Below are 24,672 nucleotides of genomic sequence, written 5' to 3'. Positions count from 1 at the left end.
GTCAATCCTCATCTCGCATCAACCTCGCCATGAAGCGCCGTACCAGCGCGCGCACGGCCCATGCCGTCAGCGCATTGCGCGGCGTCTCGACACGCATGGTCCAGGGATTGAAGAAATAGCCGCGCACACCGGCTAGCCGCGGCCGGCCGAGCACCAGCTTGATCGCTTCGAACGCCATCAGGTTGCCCGTGGTGATCACCATCGGCGCAAACGACATGCGCTTGCGCTTGCCGGTCAGCAGGTCCTTGGCGATGCCAAGCTCAACATGCCGGACGGAACTCGAGTTGACCATCACATATTCCAGTTCCTTGCCCAGGCATTCCTGCCGGATTTCCGGCGTCAGGGACTTCCAGTTCATGCCGGCCGTGGGATAAGAAAGACGCTCCTCGGGCCGGGGATCTTGCGGACGGACGACCGTGACGGAGGGCAGGGGAGCGGTATAGGCGTCGATGACGGTCGCACCATGCTCGCGCGCCTTGCGATAGAGCGCGATGCTCGCGGCCATGTCATCCATGCCGTTGACCACGATCTTGTAACGGCCCAGCAGGTCGTCGAGCCTGTCGGTCCACTCGGCGCCGAAGGTCTCGATGGCAAGTTCCGGGTTGATGCGCCGGATCTGCGCCACGGTGGCCTCGACCTTGTTCACGCCAACGGTATCCAGGCTGGCAAACACCTGGCGGTTCAGGTTCGACACGTCGAACGCATCGAAGTCCGCCAGCGCAAAGCCTCCAATGCCCACCCGTGCCAGCGCCTGCAGGCAGGCGCCGCCCATGCCGCCGACGCCACAGATCAGCACCCGTGCATTGCGCAATTGCTGCTGTTCCGCGTCGGTCACGAAACCGATGTTGCGGGTCGTGAATTCCTCGTAGGAGAACGGTGGAATCATTGACTCTTCCTAGCGCGCAGGTCTCCCAGCGGCTCGCGCGGATTCAGCCAGTGGAACAATGGCAGGACGATCCGACCGACAGCCAGGAACGCAATCTGATAAAGGATGGCGGGCAACGAGTCCCGAGGCACTTCCCGCAACAGGTATTTCCGCGCGCTGGCCAGGTCCAGGCAGGCGACCTGCAGGAAATCGTCGCCGCGCTGGTAATCGAGTTCCCGCCGGCAGAGTTCGTTGGCGCGCTCGTCCCGATGCTTCGGCGCCTGCTCGAACGTTTTCTTGAGATTGTCCGAGCCGCCGGTATAGGCATCGGTAATCACGAACCGCGCCTCGTCAAATCCCGCCGCCCCGTCAACGCCAAAGACATGCCGATGCGATTTCATGATCTCGCGGGCCACGCTCAGGTGTTCAAAGCTGCGCCGCGACGGCTCAAAGGGATTGGGATAGGCCGTGACAAAGACCTCGGCGACCTTGCCGATAATGGCCGGCACCTGGGTCACATTGCTGATCCAGATCGGGCGCAGGCCGCGGCGGAAGAAAAGCAGGATGCAGGTCAGCCCGTACAGCACCCAGGACAGTCCTTGCGTGCGATAGCCCGGATCGACCATCACCAGCCCAAGGTGAATCGCCTCGACCGGGCGGCCCTTGACCTCGATCGGCATGACTGACAGCGCATTGAACGCAATCGGCTGGCCGCTGTCCCGCTGATAAAGCAGCGTGATCACGGCCCGCCGCAGCCTTTCAGGGTCGCCGGAAAGCACCCCGTAATCGAGATCCTTGCCGATTCCCCGCTGCACGATGCCGCGCATCTCGGCCAGCATGGCTTCGAGCTGCCGGGCATTCATCCACAAGCCGGGCCGCTCGACGACCCGGATCCGGACGGACCGGCTGGCCTTCAGGCTCAGGTCCAGGTAGCGCAGCCGTTGTCGAAAATGCCCGATGAATTTGAACATGCAGGTTTGACTGGTGCCTTGTTCTTGTGTGGCCGGCCTGAAAGGCAAGTGTGGCTTGGAGCATATAACAGCACGTCCCCGGTGTCACGGGCGGGACAAAGCAAGCGCAGGGGGGGGCGGGCGTTCGCCTTTAGAACTCCGAGGGGCGGATCAGCGGCGTTGTGCGTCCACGACAACCCCACTTTCCGCTGAGGTTTCCGGCATAAGCAGCAATGCTAAGCTCACACGCCCACCGACGTGCGGCCCTACGTGGTGGTAAAGACCACGCTGAAGGATGCATCGGGCGCTCAGGTATGGAGCACCCGGTATATCTCCGCTAGCGCCGAGGCAAAGCCCTTCACCGGTGACAACGGCTGCTTCAAGGATGATGCCCGCCCGCTCAGGCTTGCCCTCGAGCAATCGCTCAAGCGCAGCATCGACGTAATGCTGCGCGACGTCGGACGGCTTCGACAAACTGTATATCGTGGCCTCGAACGCGTGGACCAACACTTCAAGCTGACGATGATCGCCAGCAATTTGACCCGAATTGCACGAATACTGGCTGCGGTGCCGCGAGGAGCGGTGCAATGAGCGGCCAAAGCGGGGCTGCCGCACGGCGCCATGCTGGCGCGCCTCGGAATTGGGGCACCCAATTGCATGGCATGGTAGGAATTCAGCGGCCATTTGCATGTTGAGTCGTGTTTAGCTGCGCTGCGCCCTTCGTGACGGAGTGCTTTTCAACAGCCTGCTAGAGCGCGACCTGGAGGACGCCATCCTGCGCGAGCTGGAGCATTTTCTGCTGGAACTCGGAGCAGGCTTCACCTTTGTTGCTTGCCAGAAGCGGCTGCAGATTGACAACGACGACTTCTATATCGACCTGCTGTTCTACAATCGCCGGCTCAAACGCCTGGTGGCGATCGAGATGAAGCTGGGCGAGTTCAAGGCCGCCGACGAGGGACAGATGGAGCTCTACCTTCGCTGGCTCGCCAAGCAGCGCAAGCCGCAGGCCATCGAAGATCCACCAGCCCACGCCCTTGTCAACACGGCCTGGGCGCCAGAAGCTGGCCAGAATACCGGCCAGAAAGCCGTGCGATACGAAAGCAAAGAAACGGGTGAGACGCGTTCATATAGATTGCCCCATGACGGGCGCGCTGATACCCCTACCCGGGGCAGTGCAGGAGATCTCTGGCTCGGCTGGGCCTCAACTTGACTTTCGGAGATGCTCAGCCGCGGCCCATCATGACGCCTGCCCCAGCGCGCGCATGGTCGCCCCGACCAGAGGGGCCTTGAGCTTGAGCGCACGATTCTCTACCAGATGCCACGACAGCACCGCAAGCGCCAGCGTCACGACACCGGAAGACAGGAGCAACATCATGACTGAGATGCCTGGAAACAAGGCGACGATCGACTGCTGGATCGGGAAGGCGTAGATATAGATGCCATACGAAAAGTCGCCCAGGCGGTTGTAGCGGAACAGGGCAGGTAACTGAACAAACGCTGCAAAAAGCACCAGGTATGGCATTGCCAACAGGTACATCAGCGCGAACACATGGTGATTCGGCACGAAGGCGCTGCCGACGACGGCGGCGAGCAGCAGCCCCGCGACGGGAGCGGACAGTTCCACGTGCGCGCTTAGGATGAACAGGCTGGCGCCCGCGAAGAACATCAGCGGCAATGCTGTCTTCTGCATTGCAGAGCCGCCGAGGATTGCGAAGACGCAATACAGGAACGAGGCCGCCGTGACCACCAGTACCGCCGCACGGAACGCGCGCTGGTGAGCGTGCCATGCGACCATGGAGATGACCCATATCGCGGCCAGTGCGAAGTACATTCGGATCTCGTACATCATGGTCCACAGCGAGCCATTCACCGTATCCGGATACGGATTGATCGCGAATACACCGGGCAAGGGATAGACTGCGCCGGCGACCAGCGTGGTCGTCTTCAGCAAGAACTGGCGCGTTGCCGGATCGATGAGGTATGCAGAGGCCGGCAGCGCCGTGAACACCATGCCCAGGCCGAACACCACCAGCGTGACCATGACAAGCAGCGCCGGATAGATCCGCAGGAAGCGCGCCCACAGGAACTCGAGCACGCTTCCGCGCGTCAGCAGGCTTTTGGTCACGAGGAAGCCGCTGGTGACGAAAAACACGTCGACGGCAATCGTTCCGGGGGTCACCCCGATCAGCCTGCGCAAGGGCTCGTCATTGACGTCGCCGGAGACCAGTGAGTAACTGTGGGTGACAAGCACAGCGAGCGCGGCTGTGATCCGCATCAGGTTGAAATTGTTTTCGTCCTTTCTTCCCCCGGCGACGTGCGCGAGCCTCATATGCCCCCCTTTTTCATTAAGCCGGCCTCGGTTGACGGAACGACGCCGACAGCTTCCGCTAGCTTCCGGCAAGCATAGACCGCAGTCTGGGCAGAATCAGGCGCATGTCCGATAGCGCCGAGGGATTGGCGGAATAGCCAGTGAGGCGAACGGCGGTGTCGTATCGCGCCGACACGGCAACCGTTGCTGCCGATGCGACTCTCGGCCGACTTTCTTACCCCGCGCATGCGCGCGACGTCCGTCAATATCCGCCAAGTTCTCGGCACTTCCGGACAGGCGGCCGTTCCTGTCAGCCTTAGAAGCTATGATGCAAGCGGAAAATCGACCAGCACTGGATGGAGGCGGCAGCGATGAAACATCCCGGCAACCCGTTGAAGGCCGTGATCGATGCTGAGCCAGGCAGGCCATCGTGAAGTCATCCCTACGCAGAGCCTGCGTCGCAGGCACCATGCTGGCAGGTCTGGCCGCGGGTACTGTCGCCGTATTGACCGGTAGTCCGCGAGCTTCGGTCCGCGCGTTCGCCGCGGTAGGCGCGACGGCCGATGTATCGGTGCAGCCTGCACCCGGCGGCGCAGACCAGGCAGATAGCCTGCAGGCGGCGCTCGACAACCTGCAGGCGGGACAGCGCCTGGTGCTGGCGCCGGGCACCTATGTGGTGGGCCACGTGCTTGCAGTGCGCGGCGAGCAGGTTGTGGTATCGGGCTATGGCGCGACGCTGGTCGCCACGAACCCTGACGAGCAGGCCATCATGATGACTGGCGCGAACTCGACGCTGGTTGGCGTGACGCTGACGGGCATCGGCACGCAGCGGCTCGAGTCGGCCACGTCGACCAAGGTCGCCGTGGACGGACAGGGCATCCAGGTGCTCGATGTCAACATCAATGGCGGTGCGAGTGTCGGCATCTTTGTCTCGCGCGGCAGCAGCATTGCGCTGGTCGGCAACAAGGTCCATGGCACGCTGGCCGACGGCATCCACATCACAGGCGGTTCACGCGACGTGCTCGTGCAGGACAACGCGGTCACCGCCACCGGCGACGACATGGTGGGGATCGTCAGCTACCAGCGGGACGGTGTGCTCAGCCAGAACATCTACGTATCGGGAAATTATCTGGCAGGCAACGCGTGGGGCAGGGGCGTTGCTATCGTCGGCGGTGCCGACGTGACGGTCGCCGGCAACCGGATCGAAGGTGTGCAGAAGGCTGCGGCGGTGCTGGTGGCGCAGGAGGATGGCTACCGTACGGCCAGCGTGACCAATGTCCTGGTCGCGAACAATATCATCTCCGACGACCAGAACGCGACACAACCTGGGAACGACCGTCCCGCCGCAGGCCATGCAGCTATCGACATCAACACGGGCAGCGGAGCAGTGACGCAGGTACTGGTGACGGGAAACCAGGTAACGCGCGCGAGGTTCGACGGATTCCGGGCCATGAACAATGTTTGCGGCGTCCGCGTCTCAGGCAACCGCTTTGCTGCGATCGGTGGCCTCGCCCTGTCGCTGCAGTACCGAAACTGTACGGCGACGCAGTTTATCTGCGACGCCAATACGCTCGATGGTGTGAGCCTCGCAGCCCCACCAGGATGTTCCAGCGCGGGCACCATCCCGGTTTCCGGCGCGGACGCGGGCCGCCTGCCGCCGGTGCGTACCTCCCTGCGCCAAGGCCTGCAGGCCTCGATGCCAGCGTGCCCGGCACGCTCGGGTTGAGGGAAGCCCACGCACAGCGCTTCGCCCCCGGTTGGCGCGATCTGCGCAGGATGGTCACCTGACCCGCGGCGTTTCCGCCAACAGTTGCAGCAAGTATCTGCCGTAGTGGCTGTTTACGAGCGGGGAGGCGAGCCGACTCAACTGCTCTGCATCGATCCAGCGATGACGGTACGCGATTTCTTCCGGGCATGCCACCATCAGCCCCTGGCGCTTCTGCAACGTGGAGACCAGCAGCGCCGCCTCGATGAGCGAATCATGCGTGCCGGTGTCGAGCCAGGCATAGCCGCGGCCCATGATGTCGACGCTTAGCTTGCCCGCTGCGAGGTAGCGCGAATTGATGTCGGTAATCTCCAGTTCGCCGCGGGCAGATGGCCGGATATCTGCCGCAATGTCGCACACCTCATGGTCGTAAAAGTACAGACCGGTCACCGCATAGCTGGACCGTGGCGAAGCGGGCTTTTCCTCGATCGACAATGCGCGGAAGTCTTCATCGAATTCGACCACGCCATACCGCTCGGGATCGTGGACGTGATAGGCAAATACCGTGGCGCCTTCCTCGCGTCGGCTCGTCCGGGTCAGTTGTCTGGCGAGATCGTGCCCATAGAAAATGTTGTCGCCGAGGATCAGCGCCGATGGATCCCGGCCGACAAACTCACGTCCGATGATAAATGCCTGCGCCAGCCCATCGGGCGAAGGCTGTTCCGCGTACCGGATGTCGAGACCCCACTGGCTGCCATCACCGAGCATGCCGGCAAAGCGAGGGGTGTCCTGCGGGGTGGAAATGACCAGCACGTCGCGAATGCCGGCAGTCATCAACGTTGACAGCGGGTAGTAGATCATCGGCTTGTCGTAGACCGGCAGCAGTTGCTTGGAAACGCTCTGCGTGACCGGATACAGTCGGGTGCCGGATCCACCGGCCAGAATGATGCCTTTTCGGGTCATGCCTGAATCTCCGTCGTGGATGGTCTTTCCTGTATCTTCAGGATCGATGCGCTGGAAGCTGTTTCGCGGCGATAGCAGACCGCGAAGGCCGCGGCTCCGAACGCTTCAGTCAGGATGACGGAAATCACCGTCCCTTCGGCGCCCAGGTACCACACAAGTGGGACCACATAAACGAGATGGAGCAACGTCGCCGCCGCGTAGATGTTCTGCACGAGGCGGTGGCGCCCCAACGCGAGCAGGCCAAGGTTGCCGAAAACAAAGGCAATGCTGGTAACCGGCAGCAGCACGCCCTCCAGCCGCAGCAAGAAGATCGCGGCGTGGAACGGTTCGCCCAGCCACATCCGGATGCCAAGATCCGCGAACAGCTCGATCGCGATGAACATCGCCACCGAGCTGCCGAACACCGCCAGCATGGCCTTGCGCATCAGCGCCTGCGCTGCGGCAGCATCCGTGGCGTTGTACTGGCTGATACGCGGGAAGAACGCGGTGCCGATGACGGTAAAGACAGTCTGGCCCGCAATGCGGATCTTGTCCGCCATGGAGAATTGCCCGACCGCGACCGGGCCGTGGAAATAATTGAGCAGGATCGCGTTGAAGTTCACGTAGAAGCTGACCAGCACAAGGGAAAGGAACACTGGATACCCCTCGCGCAAGGACGCCACGATCGCGCGCATTGGCACGGCGACCAGCGTGGCAATGCGCTGCCGGTGCACCTCCCATAGCGCTGCGGCGGCCAGGATGGCAGTGCCGATGCTGATCCCCAGCGCCGCCAGCGCTGCATCGCCGGGCCCCCGAACCCACGCGATGACGCATGAAAGACTGACCGCCTTGGAGATGAAATTTGGCAGCACGAGCGACTTCATGCGCTCCTGCCCCTGGTACAGCCAGAACGGAGTGATCGCGTTGGCGACGACGCCTACGAACGCCGCGGCCAGGATCTCCCAGTGCTCCCGCAAGCTTGGCACCATGCCCACCGCGCCCAGCATGAGCAGCGCCGACACAAGGGTCAACAGCAGTTTGGCGCCCATGGTGGCTGAGTACACCTCGGCTACCGCTTGCGGATCGTCGCGTTGCAGGGACACCAGGCGGGTCGCCGTGAGATTGTGGCCATAGTCGGTCAGCAGAATCAGGTATTGCGCCAGCGCCTGGCAGTAGGCCAGGACGCCAAACTCCTTGACGCCAAGCACTCGGCCCAGAAACGGTAAGAGCAGTAGCGGGAACAGGTAGTTGCCTGCCTGGATGAGGAGAAGGTAGGCAGCGGTCGCACGGATCGATGGGGGCATGGGCTTGTTGATATATGGAGACGTCATGGTGGGCCCGGTAGCGGGGCGCTGCGCCTGGCATGGTGCGGGGGCACCTTGTGCGAGATCCGGTGTCGGGCCGGCTGGCCGAAGCATTGGAAGACCAGCCAAAGCAGCGCGAGCGGCACGAAGTTCCGCCCGCTGAACAGGTTCGGCACGCGCAGTATCTCCATCAGCGACACCAGCAGCACGGCATGGGCGCAACACCAGAAGCCATCGCCCGCCCTCCAGCCGGCGTAGCTGCGTGCCAGCATCCAGCCCATGAGCGCTGCCAGCAGCAGTGCGAACCATCCCCACTCGTAGAAGTGCACGAAGATACCGGACGGATTGTTGAACTCGGGATCGCCAAAGTTATTCAGAAACAGCCCGTAGCCGTTGCCGCCACCCACTAGCGGCCGGAAAAACTCCCCGAGTACGGGAAATCTGATGAGCCAGTCGAACGTAAAGGTTGGCTCGCCGGTTCCCCAGCCCATGATCGTCAGCAGGCCAGCGCCGTTGTTCAGCGCGGTCGAGTAATACATCGCCAGCCGCTCAAGGGCGAAGTCGAGGATGTTGTCGTAGATGTTGACGTAGTAGGTTTGCCAGGAGCGGCTGTATTCGTTCGCGATGAAGAAGCCGATCATCGGCACGATCGCGGCGAAGGGTCCTAGCGCGAGCAGCACCGAGTGCCTCGGGAGGTTGCTGAAGCGGGCAGCCATCAGAGCCCAGGGAAGGAGTACCTCTACCAGCGCGAGCCGCTCGGCAAAAATGAAGCTGCGCAACAACGTCAGCACGCCCAGCACGACCATGTAGGCCTTGTAACGATTGAAGCCGCGCACAGGCGTGCGGAAGACATAGAAGTACAGCGGCACGTAAGCCACGGTGGCTTGCGTGAGCGTGCTGATGCCGGCAATGCGGCCCTTCAGTTCAAGGACGTCGTAGGTATTTGCTCCGCCGTTCAGGAAGGACAGGAGGATGGCAGGTTGGGCGATCACGCCGCCCATCATGACCAGGTAACCGGCCAGTGCGAGGCCGAACATGGCATCAAGGACTCGTACCGGAATTTCGGGGGGCTCGGCGCGGGCGGGCGGCACGAGGATACGTTCGGCGTATGCCGCGACGGTGAGTACACCGAGAAAGAGGGCCCCGGCAAGAGCATGGAAGCTGGTGAAGTAGACTCGCTCGATGGCCTTCTGTTCGCCAAGCAGGTCCAGTGCAATCAGCATGTATAGCGGCAGGATGAAGTACAGCAGTAGCCTGGCGGGGTCTTCCCACCAATAGCCTTCATGGTGATCGGGCGTGTTGGGCATCGTAGCGGCTCCGTCAGCGCGGCAGCGATTCGAGCGTGTCGGCGATCACCGGCACCGGCAACGCTGCCACGTCGCGCTGGATGTCAGCCGAATGGCCAATCCCTGCGAGCGGCGTGGTCGATGCCCGCGCCATCGCGCTGCGCACCATGGCGAGAAACTCCCGCCGGAAACGCTCGGGTGAGAACTGGAGCGCATTGCGCCGGCATGCGGCAGGGTTGAATGGTCCGCTCTCCTCGAATCGGCACACGGCGCGCACGATGTCTTCTACGGTCTGGCGCGGAAAGAAGACGCCGGTGCGGATATTGCGGTCCAGGCTGTCAATGACCGTCTCGCGAGAACCGCCCCGTCCCAGGGCGATCAGCGGTGTCCCGCACGCCTGCGCTTCCAGGGCCACAATGCCGAAATCTTCTTCGGCTGCAAAGACAAAGGCACGGGCGCGTTGCATATGGTCGATCAGCACGTCCGTCGACTGATAGCCGAGCAGCTGGACGTTGGAGGGCGCCATGTCCCGGATGCGTGCGAGATCAGGACCGGCGCCGATGACAACCAGACGTTTGTCCGGCATGGCAGCAAAGGCTTCGACGATCAGCCCGACCTTCTTGTACGGCACCAGACGCGATGCGGTGAGGAAGAAATCCTCGCGGCGATCGCCCAGGCTGAACCGTTCAATATCGACTGGGGGGTAGATCACCGAGGCATCGCAGCCGTAGACCTTGCGGATGCGACGCGCGACGTAGGCGGAGTTGGCCACGAACAGGTCGACACCGTGTGCGGTCCGGTGGTCCCAGATCCGCATGTAATGCAGGATGGCGCGGGCCAGCCAGCTCTTGAGGCCACGGGTCAGGCGGGATTCTTCCAGGTATTGATGTTGCAGGTCCCACGCGTAGCGGATCGGTGAATGCACATAGCTGACATGCAGCTGGCCGGGGCCGGTGATCACGCCCTTGGCCACGGCATGGCTGGACGAGATCACCAGGTCGTATCCGGACAGGTCGAACTGCTCCACCGCCAGCGGCATCAAGGGCAGATAGGCGCGAAACGACTGCCGGGCGCGCGGCAGGTGCTGGATGAAGGACGTCCTGGCATGCTTGCCTTGCAGGACGGCCCGCTCTGCGTCCGGGAAAAAGTCAACCACGCTGAACAGGTCGGCATCAGGCCAGATCTTCAGAATCTGTTCGAGGACGCGTTCGGAGCCGGCGTAGGTAGTCAGCCACTCGTGTACCACCGCGACCCTGCCGAACTCGTCTGCGGTGCGCAATGGGGGAGGATTCATCGCCGTGGGAGCCATGGAGTGATCTCGCTAAGTAGCTTGGCGGCAGTGGTGCGCCATGAATTCCGTTCCACGTGGGCATAACCTTGCGCGCGCAATCTGTCTCGCAAGGTGCTGTCACGCATGACGTAAGTCAGCAGCTCGCCAAGTTCGCGAGCGCTGGTCGGGCGGAAATAGAGCGCGGCGTTGCCGCAGGCCTCGCGCACCGAAGGCAGATTGGACGCAAGGACCGGACAGCCAAGCGTCATGGCTTCCACGGGGGGCAAGCCATAGCCTTCATAGAGCGACGGGAAAACAAAGCAGGCAGCATGGCGGAACAATGCCTTGAGGTCGTCGTCATCAACATAGCCCACGCGTTTGACGAAATCTGGCGCTACCTGCTGCACCGACTGGAACACGGGCAACGTGGCCCCCACGATGACCACTTCGTATTCCGTCGTCTTGAGCAGCCCGATGGCCTCTACCACGAGCCTGAAGTTCTTGTGGTGGCTGGCACTACTGACAGCCAGGACGTAGGGCCGGCCCGATAGCTGGAACTTTCTGCGGACGTCCGGGGCTTGCGGCAGGCGCTGCATGTGATCACCGCTCATTGGCAGCACGCCGATCTTGCGGTCGGGAATGCGATAGGCCTGGGAGAGTTCGCGGCGTGAGAACTCCGACACAGTGAGCACACGCCGCGCGATGCGTCCGACCCACGGTGCCATGATGCGGTACCAGGCGCGGAACGCGCGTGTGTAGGCTTGCGGAATCCGTACTGGCGCGGCGTCATGCATGACTGTGACCTGGTTCGGAAACAGCAACGGCGCCGCGTTGCAAAGGTTCAGCAGCAGCGTGCCGCGGGCAGCGAGCGCCAGGCTGACCTGCTCCCAGTATTGGCCCGTGCCGCCATGGACCGTCCGGATCCGCAAGTGCGGGAACTGCTGTGGATCCACCTTGACGGATGCCGGCACCAGAATCTCGAACGACAGCCCGGCAGTAATAGGGTCGTGGTCCGCAACGAGTTGGTCGATGCCGCGTACGACTTCGTAGGCAAAGCGGTCGACGCCGGTCGCGCGCCTGCCCAGGAAGCGGCCGTTGATGGAGACGGTTGCGGAGGCGGACACGGTGGCCATTTCCGATACGGTTCAGTACCCCGCACGGGCGAGGGGATTGGCGATGTAGCGAACCGCCCGATTGCTGATGGATGCCACCGGCACCAGGCAAAGTGCGGTCAGGCACCATACGGCGAGCTTCTTGCGCGCGCTCCAGAAGGGATTGGCGGCAACCGTATGAAAGTAGCGGCTGGACTCATGACGGAACCAGCGCCATCGCCGAGTCAACGGCGCGCCATGGAGAAGGGTGGCAAAGTGGGCCTTCTCCGCGGAGAAATCCAGAAATTCGGCAGGCAGGACGACGCCAAGCCGTTCCCAGGCCAGCCCGCGCAGGATGGCCCAGCGCCGGGCAGACTGCCTGGCTCCCGCCAGTGCATCTTCGGCATTGGCGAGCGACAGGTTGGCGCTGCCCGCATCGCCTGCTTGCGCCGTGGTATGCCGGTGCACGCGATAGCGGCCGAGCGCACGATCGAGCGAGCCAACGCTGCCGACCAGCGCAATGCCATAGATGGCGTAGAAGTCGGCACCGTGTATGTTGTCTGCGGTGACCGGGACAGGAAAGATGCGCCGGAGTGCATCCACGCGATAGGCGTTTCCCGACCCGGGCGGTGACGGGTACAGCCATCCGTCCCGCAGCCGCATGCCGCAGTCTGTCACGTCGCTGGATTGCGGAACCTGCACCCCGGTGAGGGTCCCGTCCTCGGTCACTACCTCCAGTCGGAACTGAACCTTGACATAGTCGCCGGCTGCGAAGGCGGCCAGCACCGCCTCGGCGGCGTCCGGCTGCAACTGGTCGTCGGCGTCAAGGAAGATCACGCAGGGCGTATCGAGCCGACGCAGCGCGTGATTGTAGGCCGAGACCTGCCCGCCGTTTGGCTGGAACACGGCTTCTATCCTGTCGCCGTAGCCCAGGATGATGTCACGCGAACCATCGCTGGAGCCGTCGTCGATCACCATTACCCTGACCCCTGGCGCCGTCTGGCGTAGCGCGGAGTCAATGGCTCCCCCCAGGTACGGCGCGTAGTTGTAGTTGCAGATGACGATCGTCAGAAGGGCGGGGGAGGAGTTGGTCGGCATGACGGCCTCTGCGGTGGATGTTGGCTACAGGGAATAGTCGGCGTGCAAGCCGAGGCGGCATGCCTCGCCGTCGGCGATCGCGCGCTCCAGCAGAGCGAGCCTGGCAGCAGCACCATGACGCCTGCCGTAGATCCGCAGCAGGGCGAGGAAGACGAGGCGGTTCAGGCGGTATGTCAGGCTGGAGGTCGACCAGTAGTGCTTGTCGAACCATGCCTGGTTGCGGCTGCTGTAGTAGGCGCGGAAGTCCGACCGGCTCAACAGCAGGCACTCGAAATGATTCTTCCAGTCTCGCTTGACGTTCCACGATCCCTCCAGGTCTTCCAGGCGGGCGCCGGTTACCAGCGCAATGCGGCCGCCGCGCGCGGTCAGGCGCCATGTGTATTCGATGTCGTCCGCATACAGCACGAGCTGCCGTTCCGGCAAGCCGAGATCGAGGTAGAGATCGCGGTGCCCGAGGAAGCCGCCATACGGCGCAAAAGGCAACGGCAGGACTTCCGGCATGTCCGCCGGCTTCGGGCGGCCCCACGGCGTGCGGCGCCATAGCTTGTAGGGAATGCGGGCCACATGAAAGCCGAAGTAGCTGGAGCGCGGCGGCATCGCCAGCGCCACAGGCACACCCATCGCGATATCGGCCTGGTGATCCGGGCGGAAGCCAAGCACCGCCGCACGGTTGCGGCCAAATCCGCGCGTCAGCCGATCCAGCTGATGGCAGAGGACGTCGAGTGCGCCGGGGCACGGGGCATTGTCATCGTCCATCAGCCACAGGTAGTCCGTGTCGCGGCTGAGCGCTGCGTCGATGCCTACGGCATAGCCATTGGCCGACCCGGTGTTGGTCGGCAACCGGATCACGGTAACCCGCGCGCCCCAGTCGTCCTCGAGCCGGCTAAGGTCGGACGAGGAATTGTTGCTGACGACCACAGCGTGCGCCACGCCCTCGTGCTCGAACGCCCGCTGCAAGAGTTCGGCGCAAAAGTGCAGGCGCGCGCCGTAGGTTACGGTGACCAACGTGATGCGCTTGTGATGGGTGTATTTCATAACTGCCTTTTTTCTGCTGATTACCGCTCATTTCCGCTGATCATGCAGGCGCGCCCGGGCGGGACGCGTCGGCACCGTAGGCATAGCTGTAGCGGTGCAGGTGGCCGGTGAAGTCGTTGAAGATCACGCCCCGTACGGCGACGTCGGCCTGCGCCAGCCGGCGCGTGCTTTCGTCGATCTGTTCCACCGTGGTGACCCGGTGCCGTGCCACGATGAAGACAGTGCCCGCCATGCGTCCCAGCACAAGCGCATCTGCCACCGGCAGCAATGGCGGTCCGTCAAGCACCACCATGTCGTACTGGCCGGCAACGCGTTGAACAAGTGTGGCCAGTTCTGGCTGCAGCAACAGCTCGCTTGGCCCGGACATGTGCCATCCGGTGGCCAGGAAATCGAGACCGTGCGATACATCGTGGCGAAGCACGTCCTCGTACCGGCTCGTACCAGCGATCACCTCGGCCAGTCCCGGACCGCGGTCCACATGGAATCGCTTGTGCAGCACGCCATTGCGCAGGTCGGCGTCAATCAGCAGCACCCGCCGCTTCGAGGCACCCGCCAGCGTGGCGAGATTGGCGGCTACGAAGGACTTGCCAACCCCGCCCGTAGGGCCGGTGATCAGCACCACACGGTTGGGTGCATCGTTCAAGGCGAAGTGCAGCGTGGTGCGGACGGCGCGCAGGCTTTCGATCGCTGCATCGGGCAACAACGTGCGGTCTGTGCTGCCCGCGAGCATGCGGGGCCAGGCAGGGCGGAAATCGGAAGTCAGTCGGCTGCGCGGCACCGTGGCATAAACCGGCAGCCCCGTGCCTGCCTCGATCTCCTCGCGGTCCTGGACGGTACCCGCCACGCGGCGGCGGAGGACGGCCAGGACCACGCCTGCCAGCAAACCGGTTAGCAGCGAACCGCCCACTGCGACGCCGCGCCGCGGCATGATCGGCGTCTCGGGTGGCGTCGCGGGGTCGATCAGTCGCACATTGGCGACCTTGCCGGCGCGCACCAGGGTAAGCTGCTGGCGGGCGTTAAGGCGGCTCGTGTAGAGCTCGGTGTCCACCTGCATGTTGCGCTGCAATTGGAGGACCTTCTGCTCGATCAGGGGCAGTCTGCGCGTACGCGCCTCGATGACAGAGAGCTCTGCCATGGCTCCCTGCAACTGGCCGTCGAGTGCCAGCAGTGCGGGATGCTTGTCCGTGTAACGGATGGACAGTTCCTGGCGCTTCTGCCGCAGGTCGACGACGCGCGTTTCGGCTTCCACGGATTGCTGGAGCAGGGCGCGCGCCTCCTGGCTGGTGTCCACGGTGCCCTGTTGCGCACGAAACGCGTTGTAGCGGCTTTCCGATTCCTCCAGTTGCCGCTTGAGCTGCGGCAATTGCTCATCCAGGAAGCGAATGGATTTGTCGGCCTCTTCCGAGCGGCGTCGCACGTTTTGCTCGACGTACTCCTTGCCCACCTCATTCAGGATCTGGCTGGCGCGGACCGGGTCGACGCTGTCCAGCGCCACGCCGATGATGCTCGATTGCTTGCCGCGTTCCCCGATGGCCATGGTCCGTTGCAGCCATTCGGTGGTGGCGATCTCGGAGTAGCGCCTGATCGAAAAGCTCGCGCCCGGCTCGCCGTCGGCGGCGCGGACCAGCAGGTCGATCGGTCCATGCGGGGTTTCGGCATGTAGCGGCATACCGACCTTGCCGTGAAGCATTAGCAGCGGCGCGTCCCACGAGCCGGGCAGGGAGAGGACATAAGCACCCTCATGACCGAGCGTCAGCACGAAGGCCTTGCCCTGCTGGGAAGCCGGCACGTCGAACATCGCCACGTCGATGCGTTCCGCGCCGTACACGTAGCCACCGAGCGGATGCGACAAGCCATCCGTGCGCGCGGCGAGCCACCACCCAATCACCGGCACATAGCGGGGACCGGCCTCGATATACAGCTTGAGCTTCTCGACCGCGCGTGATACCACCATGCGCGAGTTCAGCACCTGGATTTCAGAAGTCGTGTCCGGCTTGATCTCGGAGGTCAGCTTGGGGTCATCGGACGTGGACCGGGTCCCGATGGAACTGGGTTCGACCTGGATCAGGATGTCGGAGCGATAGAGGGGGCGCGTGAACAATGCATACGCGATTCCGGCGAGCAGGCACACGGAAGTGGCGACCACGATCAGCCACCTGCCGGCGTACAGTGTCGTCAGATTGTTCAGGGCTCGGGCCGGTGCGCGACCGGGCAGTTCATAGACCGGGTTCGCGATGTAAGGGCTCTTCATGCCGCACTCCTGCGTGGGTATCGATCGTGCATAGGCGCTGATTTCACGGGACAAGCGCCCGGCCGACGGTCGCAGTCTGGGCGGTGGGCAACAGCAGGTTGACAACGCGGCTCCAGCGAACCAGCGCCGACGCATCGACGAACACCACATCGTTGGCCTGCAGCGAAAAGCCGTCTGCCAACGCCATCGCCGATGGCGTACTCGCGTCGAGGTGGTACACCACTGGCTTGTTGCCATTGTCCCCACGCACGACATACACGTGTCGCGCGTCGCCAGAGTACTGGCTGACGCCACCGGCATCGCCAAGCGCCTGGTTCAGGCTCAGCTTGCCGTTATTAAGCGTCAGTGTGGACGCCCGTGCCACTTCGCCAAGTACGAAAACCTTGCTGTCGGTGGCGGCGTAGAAACGTACCAGGTCGCCGTCGCGCAGCAGGATGTCGGATGGATTCCCGCCCTTGGCGATGAGGTCTGGCAGGTTGATGCGTACGGTCTTGTCGCCACGTGTCAGGGCCACCCAGGAGCGGTCCGCTGTCGCGGTGAAGCCACCGGCGCGATTGATCGCCTCGGGTAGGGTCATTGGCACATCATTGATGATCTGCAGGCCGGGGCTCTGCACGGCGCCGTCCAGATAGACGCGCTTGCTGCGATATGCCTGGATGCGCAGGGTGATCTGCGGATTGCGCACGTACTCGGACAGGCGCCTGGCGAGGAGCTCGCGCGCATCAGCCTCGGTGAGGCCCGCTACGGGGACCATGCCGACGAAAGCGAACTGCACCATGCCGCGAGCGTCCACGGTATAGCCGGTTACCACCGCGTTGGAGCCGGCAGTATCCACGCCGCTAGTGACCTGCAGCGCCGGCATGTTCAGTTCCGGATGGCCCCACACCACGATGCTCAGCACGTCGCCGGGCCCCAATACATAGGCGCGTGGCTTGTCGAACAGCGCGCGAACCTCCTGCGGCACACCCTGGGGCCGGGCGGCTTGCTGTGCATCGATCAGGGTGCCGGTAATCTCGACCAGGTTGTCGGGAGTGACCGACTGCACGCCTTTTATCGATGGCAGCTCGGGTACGGTCCCCACGGACGACGGCTGCGTCGCGCGAGCGGCATCGGGCAGAGGACCGGACTGGGACTGGAACGACATCCCCGGCGCCATCGTGCAGGCGCCGAGGAGGGCCGCCAGGCCTGGCAGCAGCGTCGCCGCCAGGATCCGGCCACGCAGTTGGTCAGTACGCGCCGCGGCCATGCAGGACCACCCCGATCGTCTTGAACAGGATTCCGATGTCACCCAGGAACGACCAGTTCCTGACGTAGGCGACGTCGAGCGAGACGCGCGTCCCGTAATCCGTTTCATTGCGGCCACTGACCTGCCAGGGGCCGGTAATGCCGGGAAGGACGCGGAGGTAATACGCCGCAGCGTCGCCGTACCGCTCGAGCTCCTCCTCGACGACGGGGCGCGGACCGACAAGGCTCATGTCGCCGCGCACAACATTCCACAGTTGTGGCAATTCATCGATGCTGGTACGCCGGATGAAGCGCCCGAGCGGGGTGACCCGGACATCGTTCCTGAGCTTGAAATCCTTTTCCCATTCGGCGCGCGCCGCCGGGTCGGTCGCCAGCAATTCCTTCAGCACGGCGTCTGCGTTGAGCACCATCGAACGAAACTTCAGGCACTTGAACTTCCTGCCATCCACGCCAACGCGGGTGTGTCCGAACACGCAGGGTCCGCCGTCACGCATCACCAGCATTGCCACCATGGCCAGCAGTGGCGACAGCAGCAGCAACAGCGCAAGCGCTGCAGCGACATCGAACGCCCGCTTGGCGCCCAGTCCCAGCGGTGACGGAAATCGCAGGTCCACGCCTGCTGGCAACGGCTGCGAGGGCGCCCCGAATGCCGCCATTGCGCCGGACAAGCCAGTCTCCATGCCCGGCGCGGCAGCAGAGGCAGCGGTCAGGCGGCTGGGGACGATACCGGATCTTGCAAAGAGTGATTTCACTGTAAACATGACGACGCTCCATGGTAGAGGTTGGACTGCAGTCGATCTCCCTTGGCGCTGGCTGCGGCTGTCGGACGGCCGTCAGCCGCAGCGCCCGTAGGTGTCGGCGATGCGGACAATGTCGTCCTCGCCGAGATACGCGCCGGACTGCACCTCGATGATCTCGAGCGGCAGCTTTCCGGGGTTCTCGAGCCGGTGCGTCACGCCGATGGGGATGTAAGTGGATTCGTTCTCGCTGAGCAGAAACTGCTCGTTCCCACGCGTGACCCGCGCGGTGCCGCGGACCACCGTCCAGTGCTCCGCGCGGTGGTGGTGCAACTGCAAGGAGAGAGCGGCGCCGGGATGCACCACGATGCGCTTGACCTGGAAGCGCTCGCCATGGTCGAGCGAGTCATAGCTGCCCCATGGCCGCTGAACCTTTCGATGGGTCTCGGCCTCCGGCCCATGCTGGCGCGCGATGCGCTCGACCAGGCCCTTGACCGCCTGGACCCGCGAGCGGTCCACCACCAGCACGGCATCGGCGGTTTCGACCACGATCAGATTGACCGTACCCACGCAGGCCACCAGCCGTCCCTCCGAATGGGCGTAGCACGAGGAGGCGCCCTCGAACATCACGCGGCCGCGCGCGGCATTGCCGTCGTCGTCCTTGTCGATGGCATCCCATACGGCATCCCAAGAACCGAGGTCAGACCAGCCCGCCTCCAGCGGGACCACAACGCCTTTGAGCGCGTCGGCGCGCGCCAGGTGCTCCATCACGGCATAGTCGATCGAGTCCGATGGCACCTCGGTGAACGACGCCGCGTGCGGATAAAAGAACGCGCCGTCGCTGCGGCCGGCCGTGCAGGCGCTCACGCAGGCTACGTGCATCGCCGGCTGAAGCTGTTGCAGCGCGGTCAGCCAGGTGCTGGCGCGCACCACGAAGATGCCGCTGTTCCACCAGTATTCGCCGGACGCGAGGTACTGCGCCGCAAGTTCGGCGGCGGGCTTCTCCACGAACGCGTCGATCCGGCGTGCCATGCCTTCGAGCTGCGCACCGAGCCGGATATAGCCGTAGCCCGTGTCGGCGCGCGTAGGCGGCACCCCGAGTGTGGCGATGGCCCCTTGTTCTGCAAAGCGTGCCGCGCGCAGTACGGCGAGGCGGAACGCCTTGCCATCGGCAATCACGTGGTCCGCGGGCATGGCGACGAGGATGCTGTCGTTGCCCTGCTCGCAGGCCAGCAGCGCGGCGAGCGTCAGTGCCGGCGCCGTATTGCGCCCGACTGGCTCAACGACGATACGCGCGTCCACCCCTGCCTCGGCCAGTTGCTGCGCAGCCATGAAACGGTGTGCTTCGCCGCAGACGATGATCGGCGCGGCGTCAGCGCTGGCACTGCCATGGAGGCCGGCCAGACGGCGTACGGTGGTCTGCAGCAGGGAATCGCGGCCAATGATGTCGATCAGCTGCTTGGGAAAGTGCTTGCGCGACAGGGGCCACAACCGGGTGCCGGAGCCCCCGGCAAGCACCACCGCCGCAAGCCGCATGCCCAGGGCGGGCGGCGATGCCCGGTCCTGCCCGGCGAGCGCATCGGTGGCGGTGTCATCCACTAGATCCAGCGGGTCCGTTGTGCGCATGATCTGCTCCTGTCCGGCGTGGGCTGCAGCAAGGAAACGGGGAAGCCGTCTTTGTTGCAGCGAAGCATAGACGCGCCGAAAAGCCTCAGAAGCGGACTGGCGGAAAATGCAGAATGATTGGCCGATTAACCTGAAAATCCATTATCAAAAGTAATGCGTGAGCCACCTATAGCTACGGGAGAAAATGCTGAAATATATGGAATGGCAACGGCGCCACTTGGAATTCGGTCGCAATGCCCATAATTCTGGCGATCCGTTACTTTCTGTAACGACTTGCCCAATCCCAGTGCAGGGGCCACTCTATTGGACATTCAGTCATTATCTTTGCCGAATTTAAAATCCCAGAATTAGGGAAAGTGGCTCAAATCAGATACATCACATGATTGGCACGCCGCATTTTTGCAGAAAACCAACTAGTGCCAAGTAATGATCCGCCAACATAGCGGAACTTTCAGCCAGTCGACCCTGCGCGGCGTCCAATTGCCGTTATGATGCAATGCAACAGATTTGATTTTTGGATTGGACGCAAGGGGGTAGTGATGCCATGGAGCACCTTGTCGATATGCCGCCGCCGGTCCGGTCCCTCGGTCCGCTACCGGTAGCCGGCCAACGGGAAATTCAGCGCATCGGGTTGCTGTTGTTTGAAGGCTGCTCGCTGCTGACTGCCGGCATCATCGCGGAAGCCTTCCGCGTGGCCAACGAACTCGAACTCCTGCGTCGCAGGCGACCTGTCTACCAGCTCTCCCTCTTGTCTTACCGCGGCGGCAATGTCGCGTGCTCCTCTTCCATCCGGATCTGGACGCAGAGCCTGGACGCGCTGGGTCAGCGAGGCTTCAATGCGATCTTTATTGCCTGCAGCGAGCGCGAGCCGGTCGTTGAGCGCGATGCGCGGCTCATGACCGCCATGCTCGAGATCAGCGCAATGGTGCTGGAGCGCTCCCGCGCGGGACGGGAGCCGATCCTGCCCCGCGTCTCCCGGGCACATCCGCTGCGTATCGCCGAGAGGGACAACGTCGTCGGCACCAGCCATGCCGCGCCTTCCGTATTCTGGTGCCGGGGAGGCGTGGACTCCGCTCCGGACGTCATGCCCTCGGCCGTCGATATGGCTCTGGCACAGATCGAGTCGGACCTTGGCTTCGTCATGGCCCGGGAAGTTGCAAGGCAGCTCGCGCCGCAACGGGACATGCCGATGGTGCGCCCGGATGCCGAGGAAGCTGGCGACGCGCCCGACATCGCATCGTCCGAAACCAACGAAAAGATTCGCGCGTCGGCACGGTGGATCGCGGAGCATTACACGGAGGCGATCTCGGTGGCCGACGCGGCGCGCGTTGCCGCCATGAGCGAGCGCAACTACCTGCGGCGCTTCAAGTGGGCCTTGGGCGTGACGCCGTCGGAGTACTTGCTTCGCGCGCGGCTAGACATGATTTGTCGGCTGCTGATGGAAACGGACCTGCCGGTCGACAAAATAGCGCGGCGCTGCGGGATGGGAAACGGAGACCGGCTCGCCAAGATTTTCCGCAAGCGCTTCTCGCTGTCGCCCACGGCGTACCGCAATCAGGGCAAGACAAAGCAGTGCGAGACAACCTAGCTACTGGGGGAGATCTGAGCATGCGCCACGACCTGCTGGATGTCGCGAAACTTGAGTGGATGTCGCGTGAATTGTCGGAAACCTACCGTTGCGCCGACCCGTTTCCCCATATCTGCATCGACAACTTTCTTGACGAAGACGTTTATCGGAAAGCCAGCGATGCGTTTCCAGGCGCCACGGAGCGCGTCTGGTTCAAGTTTCACTCGGCCACCGAGAACCTGAAGCTGCAAAGCCAGGACTTTTACGCCATCCCGCCTGCGCTGCGGGCGCTGATCATGGAGTTCAATGCGCCCGGATTCACCCGCTTCCTGGAGACGCTGTCCGGCATCCAGGGGCTGGTGCCGGACCCTCACCTCCATGGCGGCGGCTTGCACCAGACGCTGCCTGGAGGCCACCTGGGCCTGCATATCGACTACAACTACCATCTCGAATGGAAGCTTGACCGGCGGCTCAATGTGCTGCTGTATCTCAATGACAAGTGGGAGGACAGTTGGGCCGGCCATCTGCAACTGTGGGACAACGAGGTCCAGCGCTGCGTGCGGAAGATCGCGCCGATCGGAAACCGGCTGGTCGTCTTCAATACCAATGAGTGCTCATGGCACGGGCATCCCGAACCCCTTGCGTGCCCGCGAGGCGTCACGCGACGGTCGATCGCGCTCTACTACTACTCCAACGGCCGGCCCGAGCCGGATGCTGCCGATGAGCATTCCACACGCTTCCAGACGCGGCCGGGCGAGCGGTACGGCTTAACCGCACGGGACATCCTGCATGGCATTACGCCGCCTTATGCGAAAGCGTTGGCCAAGCGGATTGTTGGGCGATAGCGGGGGCCGCAAATCTTGCGATGGAGGGATCATGCCACGATACGGCCAAGCCGCTATCACAAGGCCGCACCGCGCTGACGAGGGACGCCGGCAACGGTGTCGCCGGCGCCTTCGTGGGCGACCTGTTTCGTGGCCTGGGCTGCGAGGTGACCGAGCTGTTCTGTGAGGTCGACGGCCATTTCCCCAACCACCATCCGGACCCGGCCCACGTCGAGAATCTGCAGGACCTGATGAAGTGCCTGCGCGAGACCGATTGCGAGCTGGGCCTGGCCTTTGATGGCGACGGCGACCGCCTCGGCGTGGTGACCAAGGACGGCCAGGTTATCTTCCCGGATCGCCAGCTGATGCTGTTTGCCGAGGAGATCCTGTCGCGCAACCCCGGCGCGCAGGTGATCTACGACGTCAAGTGCACGGGCAAGCTGGCCCCGTGGATTCGCCAGCATGGCGGCGAGCCGCTAATGTGGAAGACCGGCCATTCGCTGGTGAAGGCCAAGCTCAAGGAAACCGGCGCACCGATCGCCGGCGAGATGAGCGGGCACGTGTTCTTCAAGGATCGCTGGTACGGTTTTGATGACGGCTTGTACACGGGCGCGCGCCTGCTGGAAATCCTGTCGCGTCATGCTGACCCCAGCGCCATGCTGAATGCGCTGCCGAACGCCAACAATACGCCAGAGCTCCAGCTCAAGTGCGCCGAGGGCGAGCCGTTCACGCTGCTGGACAAGATCAGGGCCAACGCGAAGTTTGAGGGCGCTCGTGAGGTCATCACCATCGACGGCGTGCGTGTCGAGTACGCCGATGGCTTCGGTCTGGCCCGTCCGTCCAATACCACCCCGGTGGTGGTGATGCGGTTCGAGGCGGACAACGACGCCGCGCTGGCGCGGATCCAGGCTGAATTCAAACGTATGATCCTGGCCGAGAAGCCGGATGCGCGGCTGCCCTTCTGAGTATGTGCTTGCCCATTGAACATGGCAGGCTTGCGCACCTGCGCCGATAGCAAGGGCTGTATGAGGCTTCCTTAACCCATCTTCTTCAACCTGAAAAATCCTCATGTCTGAGTCACTGCTGCTGACTGGCGCCACCGGATATATCGCATCGCATATGTGGATGGCGCTGCTTGACGGCGGGGCCGATGTCATCGGCCTAGATAATCTGTGCAACAGCAATCAGATAGTGGTCGAGCGAATTGCCGCAATTTCGGGAAAAACCCCGCATTTTGTCAAAGGTGATGTGCGCGACCGCGCGCTGCTCGACCGCCTGTTTGCGGAGCATCGCATCACCGCAGTTCAATGCGTACCCGCAACATAGTGGTTCCTTGCTTGATTGGTTCACCGGATGGACACCTTTATGCGCCGTGCCTTCCGTCGTGACACTGAAGGCGGCCAAAAAAGGGGGCGCGAAGGCGTTGCTACTGGGCTTGCTCCATGTCGTCAAGCTTGGCTCGAAGTGTTTCGACGAGCCAGCAGAGGAAACTTTCCCATCCTTCCCGAGTAATGGCTAAACCCTTGCCACCCTCGACCAGAACGCAGGTTGAGAGATCTCTGTCTGTAAGCTCAGGCCGGAGCAGTAGCCAACGAGCAAGGATGCTCTCCAATTCGTACGGGACGTCGTGCAGGTAAAGGTAGGAGCCGACTTCAGTCTCGACGTAAGGAAGCCCGGCCGGCAGGCAGGCCGACAAAAGCCGCATTTTCTGTTGCAGTGACATAGCAGATCTGGCTAAGACGCCGTTCCGTTCCCATCTGTGATGGTAAAGCGGATTCCAGTGGGCGAGTCAGAATGTTGGCCGAAGTGACCTCAGTGGGAACTACACGTAGTCGCCAGAGCGCTGCCATCCAACGTGAGATGGCCAAAACCAAGCCGCCCAGGGACTCAAAGCCGAGGATTTCTTCCCGAGCGGGAAGATAAGCCGCGCCCGAACCCAAGTCGGGCAGCTAAACCGCGACGTAAAGCAGTACGGAAAAGATAAAAAGCGTCTCATAGATCAATGCATGACACCTTTACGTCGAGTTACCGGACAACTTTACGTTAGAGGACTGAATTCATCCCAAGTACGACATTAGAAAAACGGCCAACATCTGCTGCTGTCCAGCCGGTTTTGACTTGTCGGGATGTCAGCCAAATTCAAATGTCGGTGCGGGCGTGCTTTTTGTGCGGGGTTGGAGTCTTTTGCGGGTTTTTGGTGGGGCGGTGGTGCTGGCCTGAGACGACCGAGTCTGGCCGAGGGTGGGGCGGTGGCAGCGCGGTGGGCAACGTTAAAATGTCTGCCTTCTGATTGAGCGGGGCCGCAGCGAGCGCGCGCTCCAGATCGAGCCGGTTGATCAGCCGCTGGGGCTTGGTGTTCGGCGCCGGCTGGTGCGGGCGCGGCGGCTCGCCGGCCAGCGTGCGCGACGGCCCTACGGTTTGCCGGCTGTCGCGCAGCGCCTGCACTTTGGCGGCGAGGTCAAGCACGTGCCCGAGCCGCTTGTTGTCGACAATCGCGCCCTGGTCGATCTCGCCCAGCCGGTCATAGGTGGTGTAGGGCAGGGCGGCGCCATCGGCCCACAACTCGAT

Annotated in this window: 17 protein-coding genes and 6 pseudogenes; 7 read left to right on the top strand and 16 right to left on the bottom strand. The window is 63.1% G+C overall.

Annotated elements, in window-relative coordinates; all coding sequences use genetic code 11:
* Position 1 precedes the first annotated feature (1 nt).
* Complete coding sequence (locus AC1Q6V_RS33210) at positions 2-886, bottom strand: HesA/MoeB/ThiF family protein (RefSeq protein ID WP_439668995.1); 885 nt, start codon at positions 884-886, stop codon at positions 2-4.
* On the bottom strand, positions 883-1,836 hold the full coding sequence (locus tag AC1Q6V_RS33205; RefSeq protein WP_454750685.1) for a hypothetical protein: 954 nt from the start codon (positions 1,834-1,836) through the stop codon (positions 883-885). Before AC1Q6V_RS33205 ends, AC1Q6V_RS33210 begins: the two co-directional genes overlap by 4 nt.
* Before the next feature lie 429 nt (positions 1,837-2,265).
* Between AC1Q6V_RS33205 and AC1Q6V_RS33200 the strand changes: the two are divergent.
* Both AC1Q6V_RS33200 and AC1Q6V_RS33195 read left to right on the top strand, forming a co-directional pair.
* Positions 2,266-2,406, top strand: a pseudogene (locus AC1Q6V_RS33200) (IS5/IS1182 family transposase); the annotation flags it as partial.
* A 157-nt stretch (positions 2,407-2,563) separates the two neighbouring features.
* Positions 2,564-2,839, top strand: a pseudogene (locus tag AC1Q6V_RS33195) (PDDEXK nuclease domain-containing protein); the annotation flags it as partial.
* A gap of 213 nt (positions 2,840-3,052) precedes the next feature.
* Here AC1Q6V_RS33195 and AC1Q6V_RS33190 read toward each other — a convergent pair.
* A complete protein-coding gene (locus tag AC1Q6V_RS33190) occupies positions 3,053-4,144 on the bottom strand; it encodes an acyltransferase family protein (RefSeq protein WP_010812067.1) in 1,092 nt (363 codons plus the stop codon).
* A 448-nt stretch (positions 4,145-4,592) separates the two neighbouring features.
* Between AC1Q6V_RS33190 and AC1Q6V_RS33185 the strand changes: the two genes are divergently transcribed.
* Positions 4,593-5,849 (top strand): right-handed parallel beta-helix repeat-containing protein, encoded by a 1,257-nt coding sequence (locus AC1Q6V_RS33185; RefSeq protein ID WP_454750686.1) that lies wholly within the window; start codon positions 4,593-4,595, stop codon positions 5,847-5,849.
* Between the two features lie 54 nt (positions 5,850-5,903).
* Here AC1Q6V_RS33185 and rfbA read toward each other — a convergent pair whose 3' ends face one another.
* From rfbA to AC1Q6V_RS33130, 11 genes and pseudogenes are all read right to left on the bottom strand, one after another.
* Entirely contained in the window at positions 5,904-6,791 is an 888-nt protein-coding gene (gene rfbA, locus AC1Q6V_RS33180; RefSeq protein ID WP_454750687.1) for a glucose-1-phosphate thymidylyltransferase RfbA, read from the bottom strand.
* Positions 6,788-8,074: an oligosaccharide flippase family protein gene (locus tag AC1Q6V_RS33175; RefSeq protein ID WP_010812064.1), complete on the bottom strand. Its 1,287-nt coding sequence runs from the start codon at positions 8,072-8,074 to the stop codon at positions 6,788-6,790. Before AC1Q6V_RS33175 ends, rfbA begins: the two co-directional genes overlap by 4 nt.
* Positions 8,075-8,097: 23 nt before the next feature.
* On the bottom strand, positions 8,098-9,381 hold the full coding sequence (locus AC1Q6V_RS33170; protein ID WP_010812063.1) for an oligosaccharide repeat unit polymerase: 1,284 nt from the start codon (positions 9,379-9,381) through the stop codon (positions 8,098-8,100).
* Between the two features lie 13 nt (positions 9,382-9,394).
* A complete protein-coding gene (locus AC1Q6V_RS33165) occupies positions 9,395-10,669 on the bottom strand; it encodes a glycosyltransferase family 4 protein (RefSeq protein ID WP_454750688.1) in 1,275 nt (424 codons plus the stop codon).
* Positions 10,651-11,763, bottom strand: coding sequence for a glycosyltransferase family 4 protein (locus AC1Q6V_RS33160; RefSeq protein ID WP_058698753.1), 1,113 nt, complete (start codon positions 11,761-11,763; stop codon positions 10,651-10,653). Before AC1Q6V_RS33160 ends, AC1Q6V_RS33165 begins: the two co-directional genes overlap by 19 nt.
* A 12-nt stretch (positions 11,764-11,775) precedes the next feature.
* Complete coding sequence (locus tag AC1Q6V_RS33155) at positions 11,776-12,819, bottom strand: glycosyltransferase family 2 protein (protein WP_454750689.1); 1,044 nt, start codon at positions 12,817-12,819, stop codon at positions 11,776-11,778.
* A 24-nt stretch (positions 12,820-12,843) separates the two neighbouring features.
* Positions 12,844-13,854, bottom strand: a complete 1,011-nt coding sequence (locus AC1Q6V_RS33150) for a glycosyltransferase (protein WP_058698751.1) — start codon at positions 13,852-13,854, stop codon at positions 12,844-12,846.
* Between the two features lie 40 nt (positions 13,855-13,894).
* Complete coding sequence (locus AC1Q6V_RS33145) at positions 13,895-16,105, bottom strand: GNVR domain-containing protein (RefSeq protein WP_058698750.1); 2,211 nt, start codon at positions 16,103-16,105, stop codon at positions 13,895-13,897.
* A 43-nt stretch (positions 16,106-16,148) separates the two neighbouring features.
* Positions 16,149-17,351, bottom strand: a complete 1,203-nt coding sequence (locus AC1Q6V_RS33140; RefSeq protein ID WP_010812057.1) for a polysaccharide biosynthesis/export family protein — start codon at positions 17,349-17,351, stop codon at positions 16,149-16,151.
* Positions 17,332-17,925, bottom strand: a pseudogene (locus tag AC1Q6V_RS33135) (sugar transferase); the annotation flags it as partial. The pseudogene AC1Q6V_RS33135 and the gene AC1Q6V_RS33140, both read right to left, overlap by 20 nt.
* 258 nt (positions 17,926-18,183) lie before the next feature.
* The gene (locus AC1Q6V_RS33130) at positions 18,184-19,713 is read right to left on the bottom strand and encodes a mannose-1-phosphate guanylyltransferase/mannose-6-phosphate isomerase (protein ID WP_058698748.1); all 1,530 of its coding nucleotides are present in this window, start codon (positions 19,711-19,713) and stop codon (positions 18,184-18,186) included.
* 544 nt (positions 19,714-20,257) lie between these two features.
* On the opposite strand from AC1Q6V_RS33130, the gene AC1Q6V_RS33125 reads away from it, so the two are divergent.
* The 4 genes and pseudogenes from AC1Q6V_RS33125 to AC1Q6V_RS33110 form a co-directional block, all read left to right on the top strand.
* On the top strand, positions 20,258-21,301 hold the full coding sequence (locus tag AC1Q6V_RS33125; protein WP_010812054.1) for a GlxA family transcriptional regulator: 1,044 nt from the start codon (positions 20,258-20,260) through the stop codon (positions 21,299-21,301).
* Between the two features lie 20 nt (positions 21,302-21,321).
* Positions 21,322-22,125 carry a 2OG-Fe(II) oxygenase gene (locus AC1Q6V_RS33120; RefSeq protein ID WP_011615356.1) on the top strand — a complete coding sequence of 268 codons (804 nt, stop codon included), beginning with the start codon at positions 21,322-21,324 and terminating at the stop codon, positions 22,123-22,125.
* Between the two features lie 83 nt (positions 22,126-22,208).
* Positions 22,209-23,069: pseudogene (locus tag AC1Q6V_RS33115) on the top strand (phosphomannomutase/phosphoglucomutase); the annotation flags it as partial.
* 103 nt (positions 23,070-23,172) lie between these two features.
* Positions 23,173-23,409 (top strand): annotated as a pseudogene (locus AC1Q6V_RS33110) (NAD-dependent epimerase/dehydratase family protein); the annotation flags it as partial.
* 121 nt (positions 23,410-23,530) lie between these two features.
* Here AC1Q6V_RS33110 and AC1Q6V_RS33105 read toward each other — a convergent pair.
* Both AC1Q6V_RS33105 and AC1Q6V_RS33100 read right to left on the bottom strand, forming a co-directional pair.
* The gene (locus AC1Q6V_RS33105; RefSeq protein ID WP_058698745.1) at positions 23,531-23,827 is read right to left on the bottom strand and encodes a hypothetical protein; all 297 of its coding nucleotides are present in this window, start codon (positions 23,825-23,827) and stop codon (positions 23,531-23,533) included.
* Positions 23,828-24,243: 416 nt separating this feature from the next.
* Positions 24,244-24,672 (bottom strand): annotated as a pseudogene (locus AC1Q6V_RS33100) (ISNCY family transposase); the annotation flags it as partial.

The organism is Cupriavidus sp. GW823-FHT07B10 (assembly GCF_058794355.1).
This window is presented reverse-complemented; position numbering and strand designations above follow the sequence as displayed.

Bases quoted from the DNA above. Each gene is read 5' to 3' on its own strand.
- AC1Q6V_RS33190 (WP_010812067.1), bottom strand. From the start codon at position 4,144: ATGAGGCTCGCGCACGTCGCCGGGGGAAGAAAGGACGAAAACAATTTC.
- AC1Q6V_RS33150 (WP_058698751.1), bottom strand. From the start codon at position 13,854: ATGAAATACACCCATCACAAGCGCATCACGTTGGTCACCGTAACCTAC.
- AC1Q6V_RS33160 (WP_058698753.1), bottom strand. From the start codon at position 11,763: ATGGCCACCGTGTCCGCCTCCGCAACCGTCTCCATCAACGGCCGCTTC.
- AC1Q6V_RS33210 (WP_439668995.1), bottom strand. From the start codon at position 886: ATGATTCCACCGTTCTCCTACGAGGAATTCACGACCCGCAACATCGGT.
- rfbA (WP_454750687.1), bottom strand. From the start codon at position 6,791: ATGACCCGAAAAGGCATCATTCTGGCCGGTGGATCCGGCACCCGACTG.
- AC1Q6V_RS33125 (WP_010812054.1), top strand. From the start codon at position 20,258: ATGGAGCACCTTGTCGATATGCCGCCGCCGGTCCGGTCCCTCGGTCCG.
- AC1Q6V_RS33205 (WP_454750685.1), bottom strand. From the start codon at position 1,836: ATGTTCAAATTCATCGGGCATTTTCGACAACGGCTGCGCTACCTGGAC.
- AC1Q6V_RS33140 (WP_010812057.1), bottom strand. From the start codon at position 17,351: ATGGCCGCGGCGCGTACTGACCAACTGCGTGGCCGGATCCTGGCGGCG.
- AC1Q6V_RS33170 (WP_010812063.1), bottom strand. From the start codon at position 9,381: ATGCCCAACACGCCCGATCACCATGAAGGCTATTGGTGGGAAGACCCC.
- AC1Q6V_RS33105 (WP_058698745.1), bottom strand. From the start codon at position 23,827: ATGTCACTGCAACAGAAAATGCGGCTTTTGTCGGCCTGCCTGCCGGCC.
- AC1Q6V_RS33175 (WP_010812064.1), bottom strand. From the start codon at position 8,074: ATGCCCCCATCGATCCGTGCGACCGCTGCCTACCTTCTCCTCATCCAG.
- AC1Q6V_RS33185 (WP_454750686.1), top strand. From the start codon at position 4,593: ATGCTGGCAGGTCTGGCCGCGGGTACTGTCGCCGTATTGACCGGTAGT.
- AC1Q6V_RS33155 (WP_454750689.1), bottom strand. From the start codon at position 12,819: ATGCCGACCAACTCCTCCCCCGCCCTTCTGACGATCGTCATCTGCAAC.
- AC1Q6V_RS33165 (WP_454750688.1), bottom strand. From the start codon at position 10,669: ATGGCTCCCACGGCGATGAATCCTCCCCCATTGCGCACCGCAGACGAG.
- AC1Q6V_RS33145 (WP_058698750.1), bottom strand. From the start codon at position 16,105: ATGAAGAGCCCTTACATCGCGAACCCGGTCTATGAACTGCCCGGTCGC.
- AC1Q6V_RS33120 (WP_011615356.1), top strand. From the start codon at position 21,322: ATGCGCCACGACCTGCTGGATGTCGCGAAACTTGAGTGGATGTCGCGT.
- AC1Q6V_RS33130 (WP_058698748.1), bottom strand. From the start codon at position 19,713: ATGCGCACAACGGACCCGCTGGATCTAGTGGATGACACCGCCACCGAT.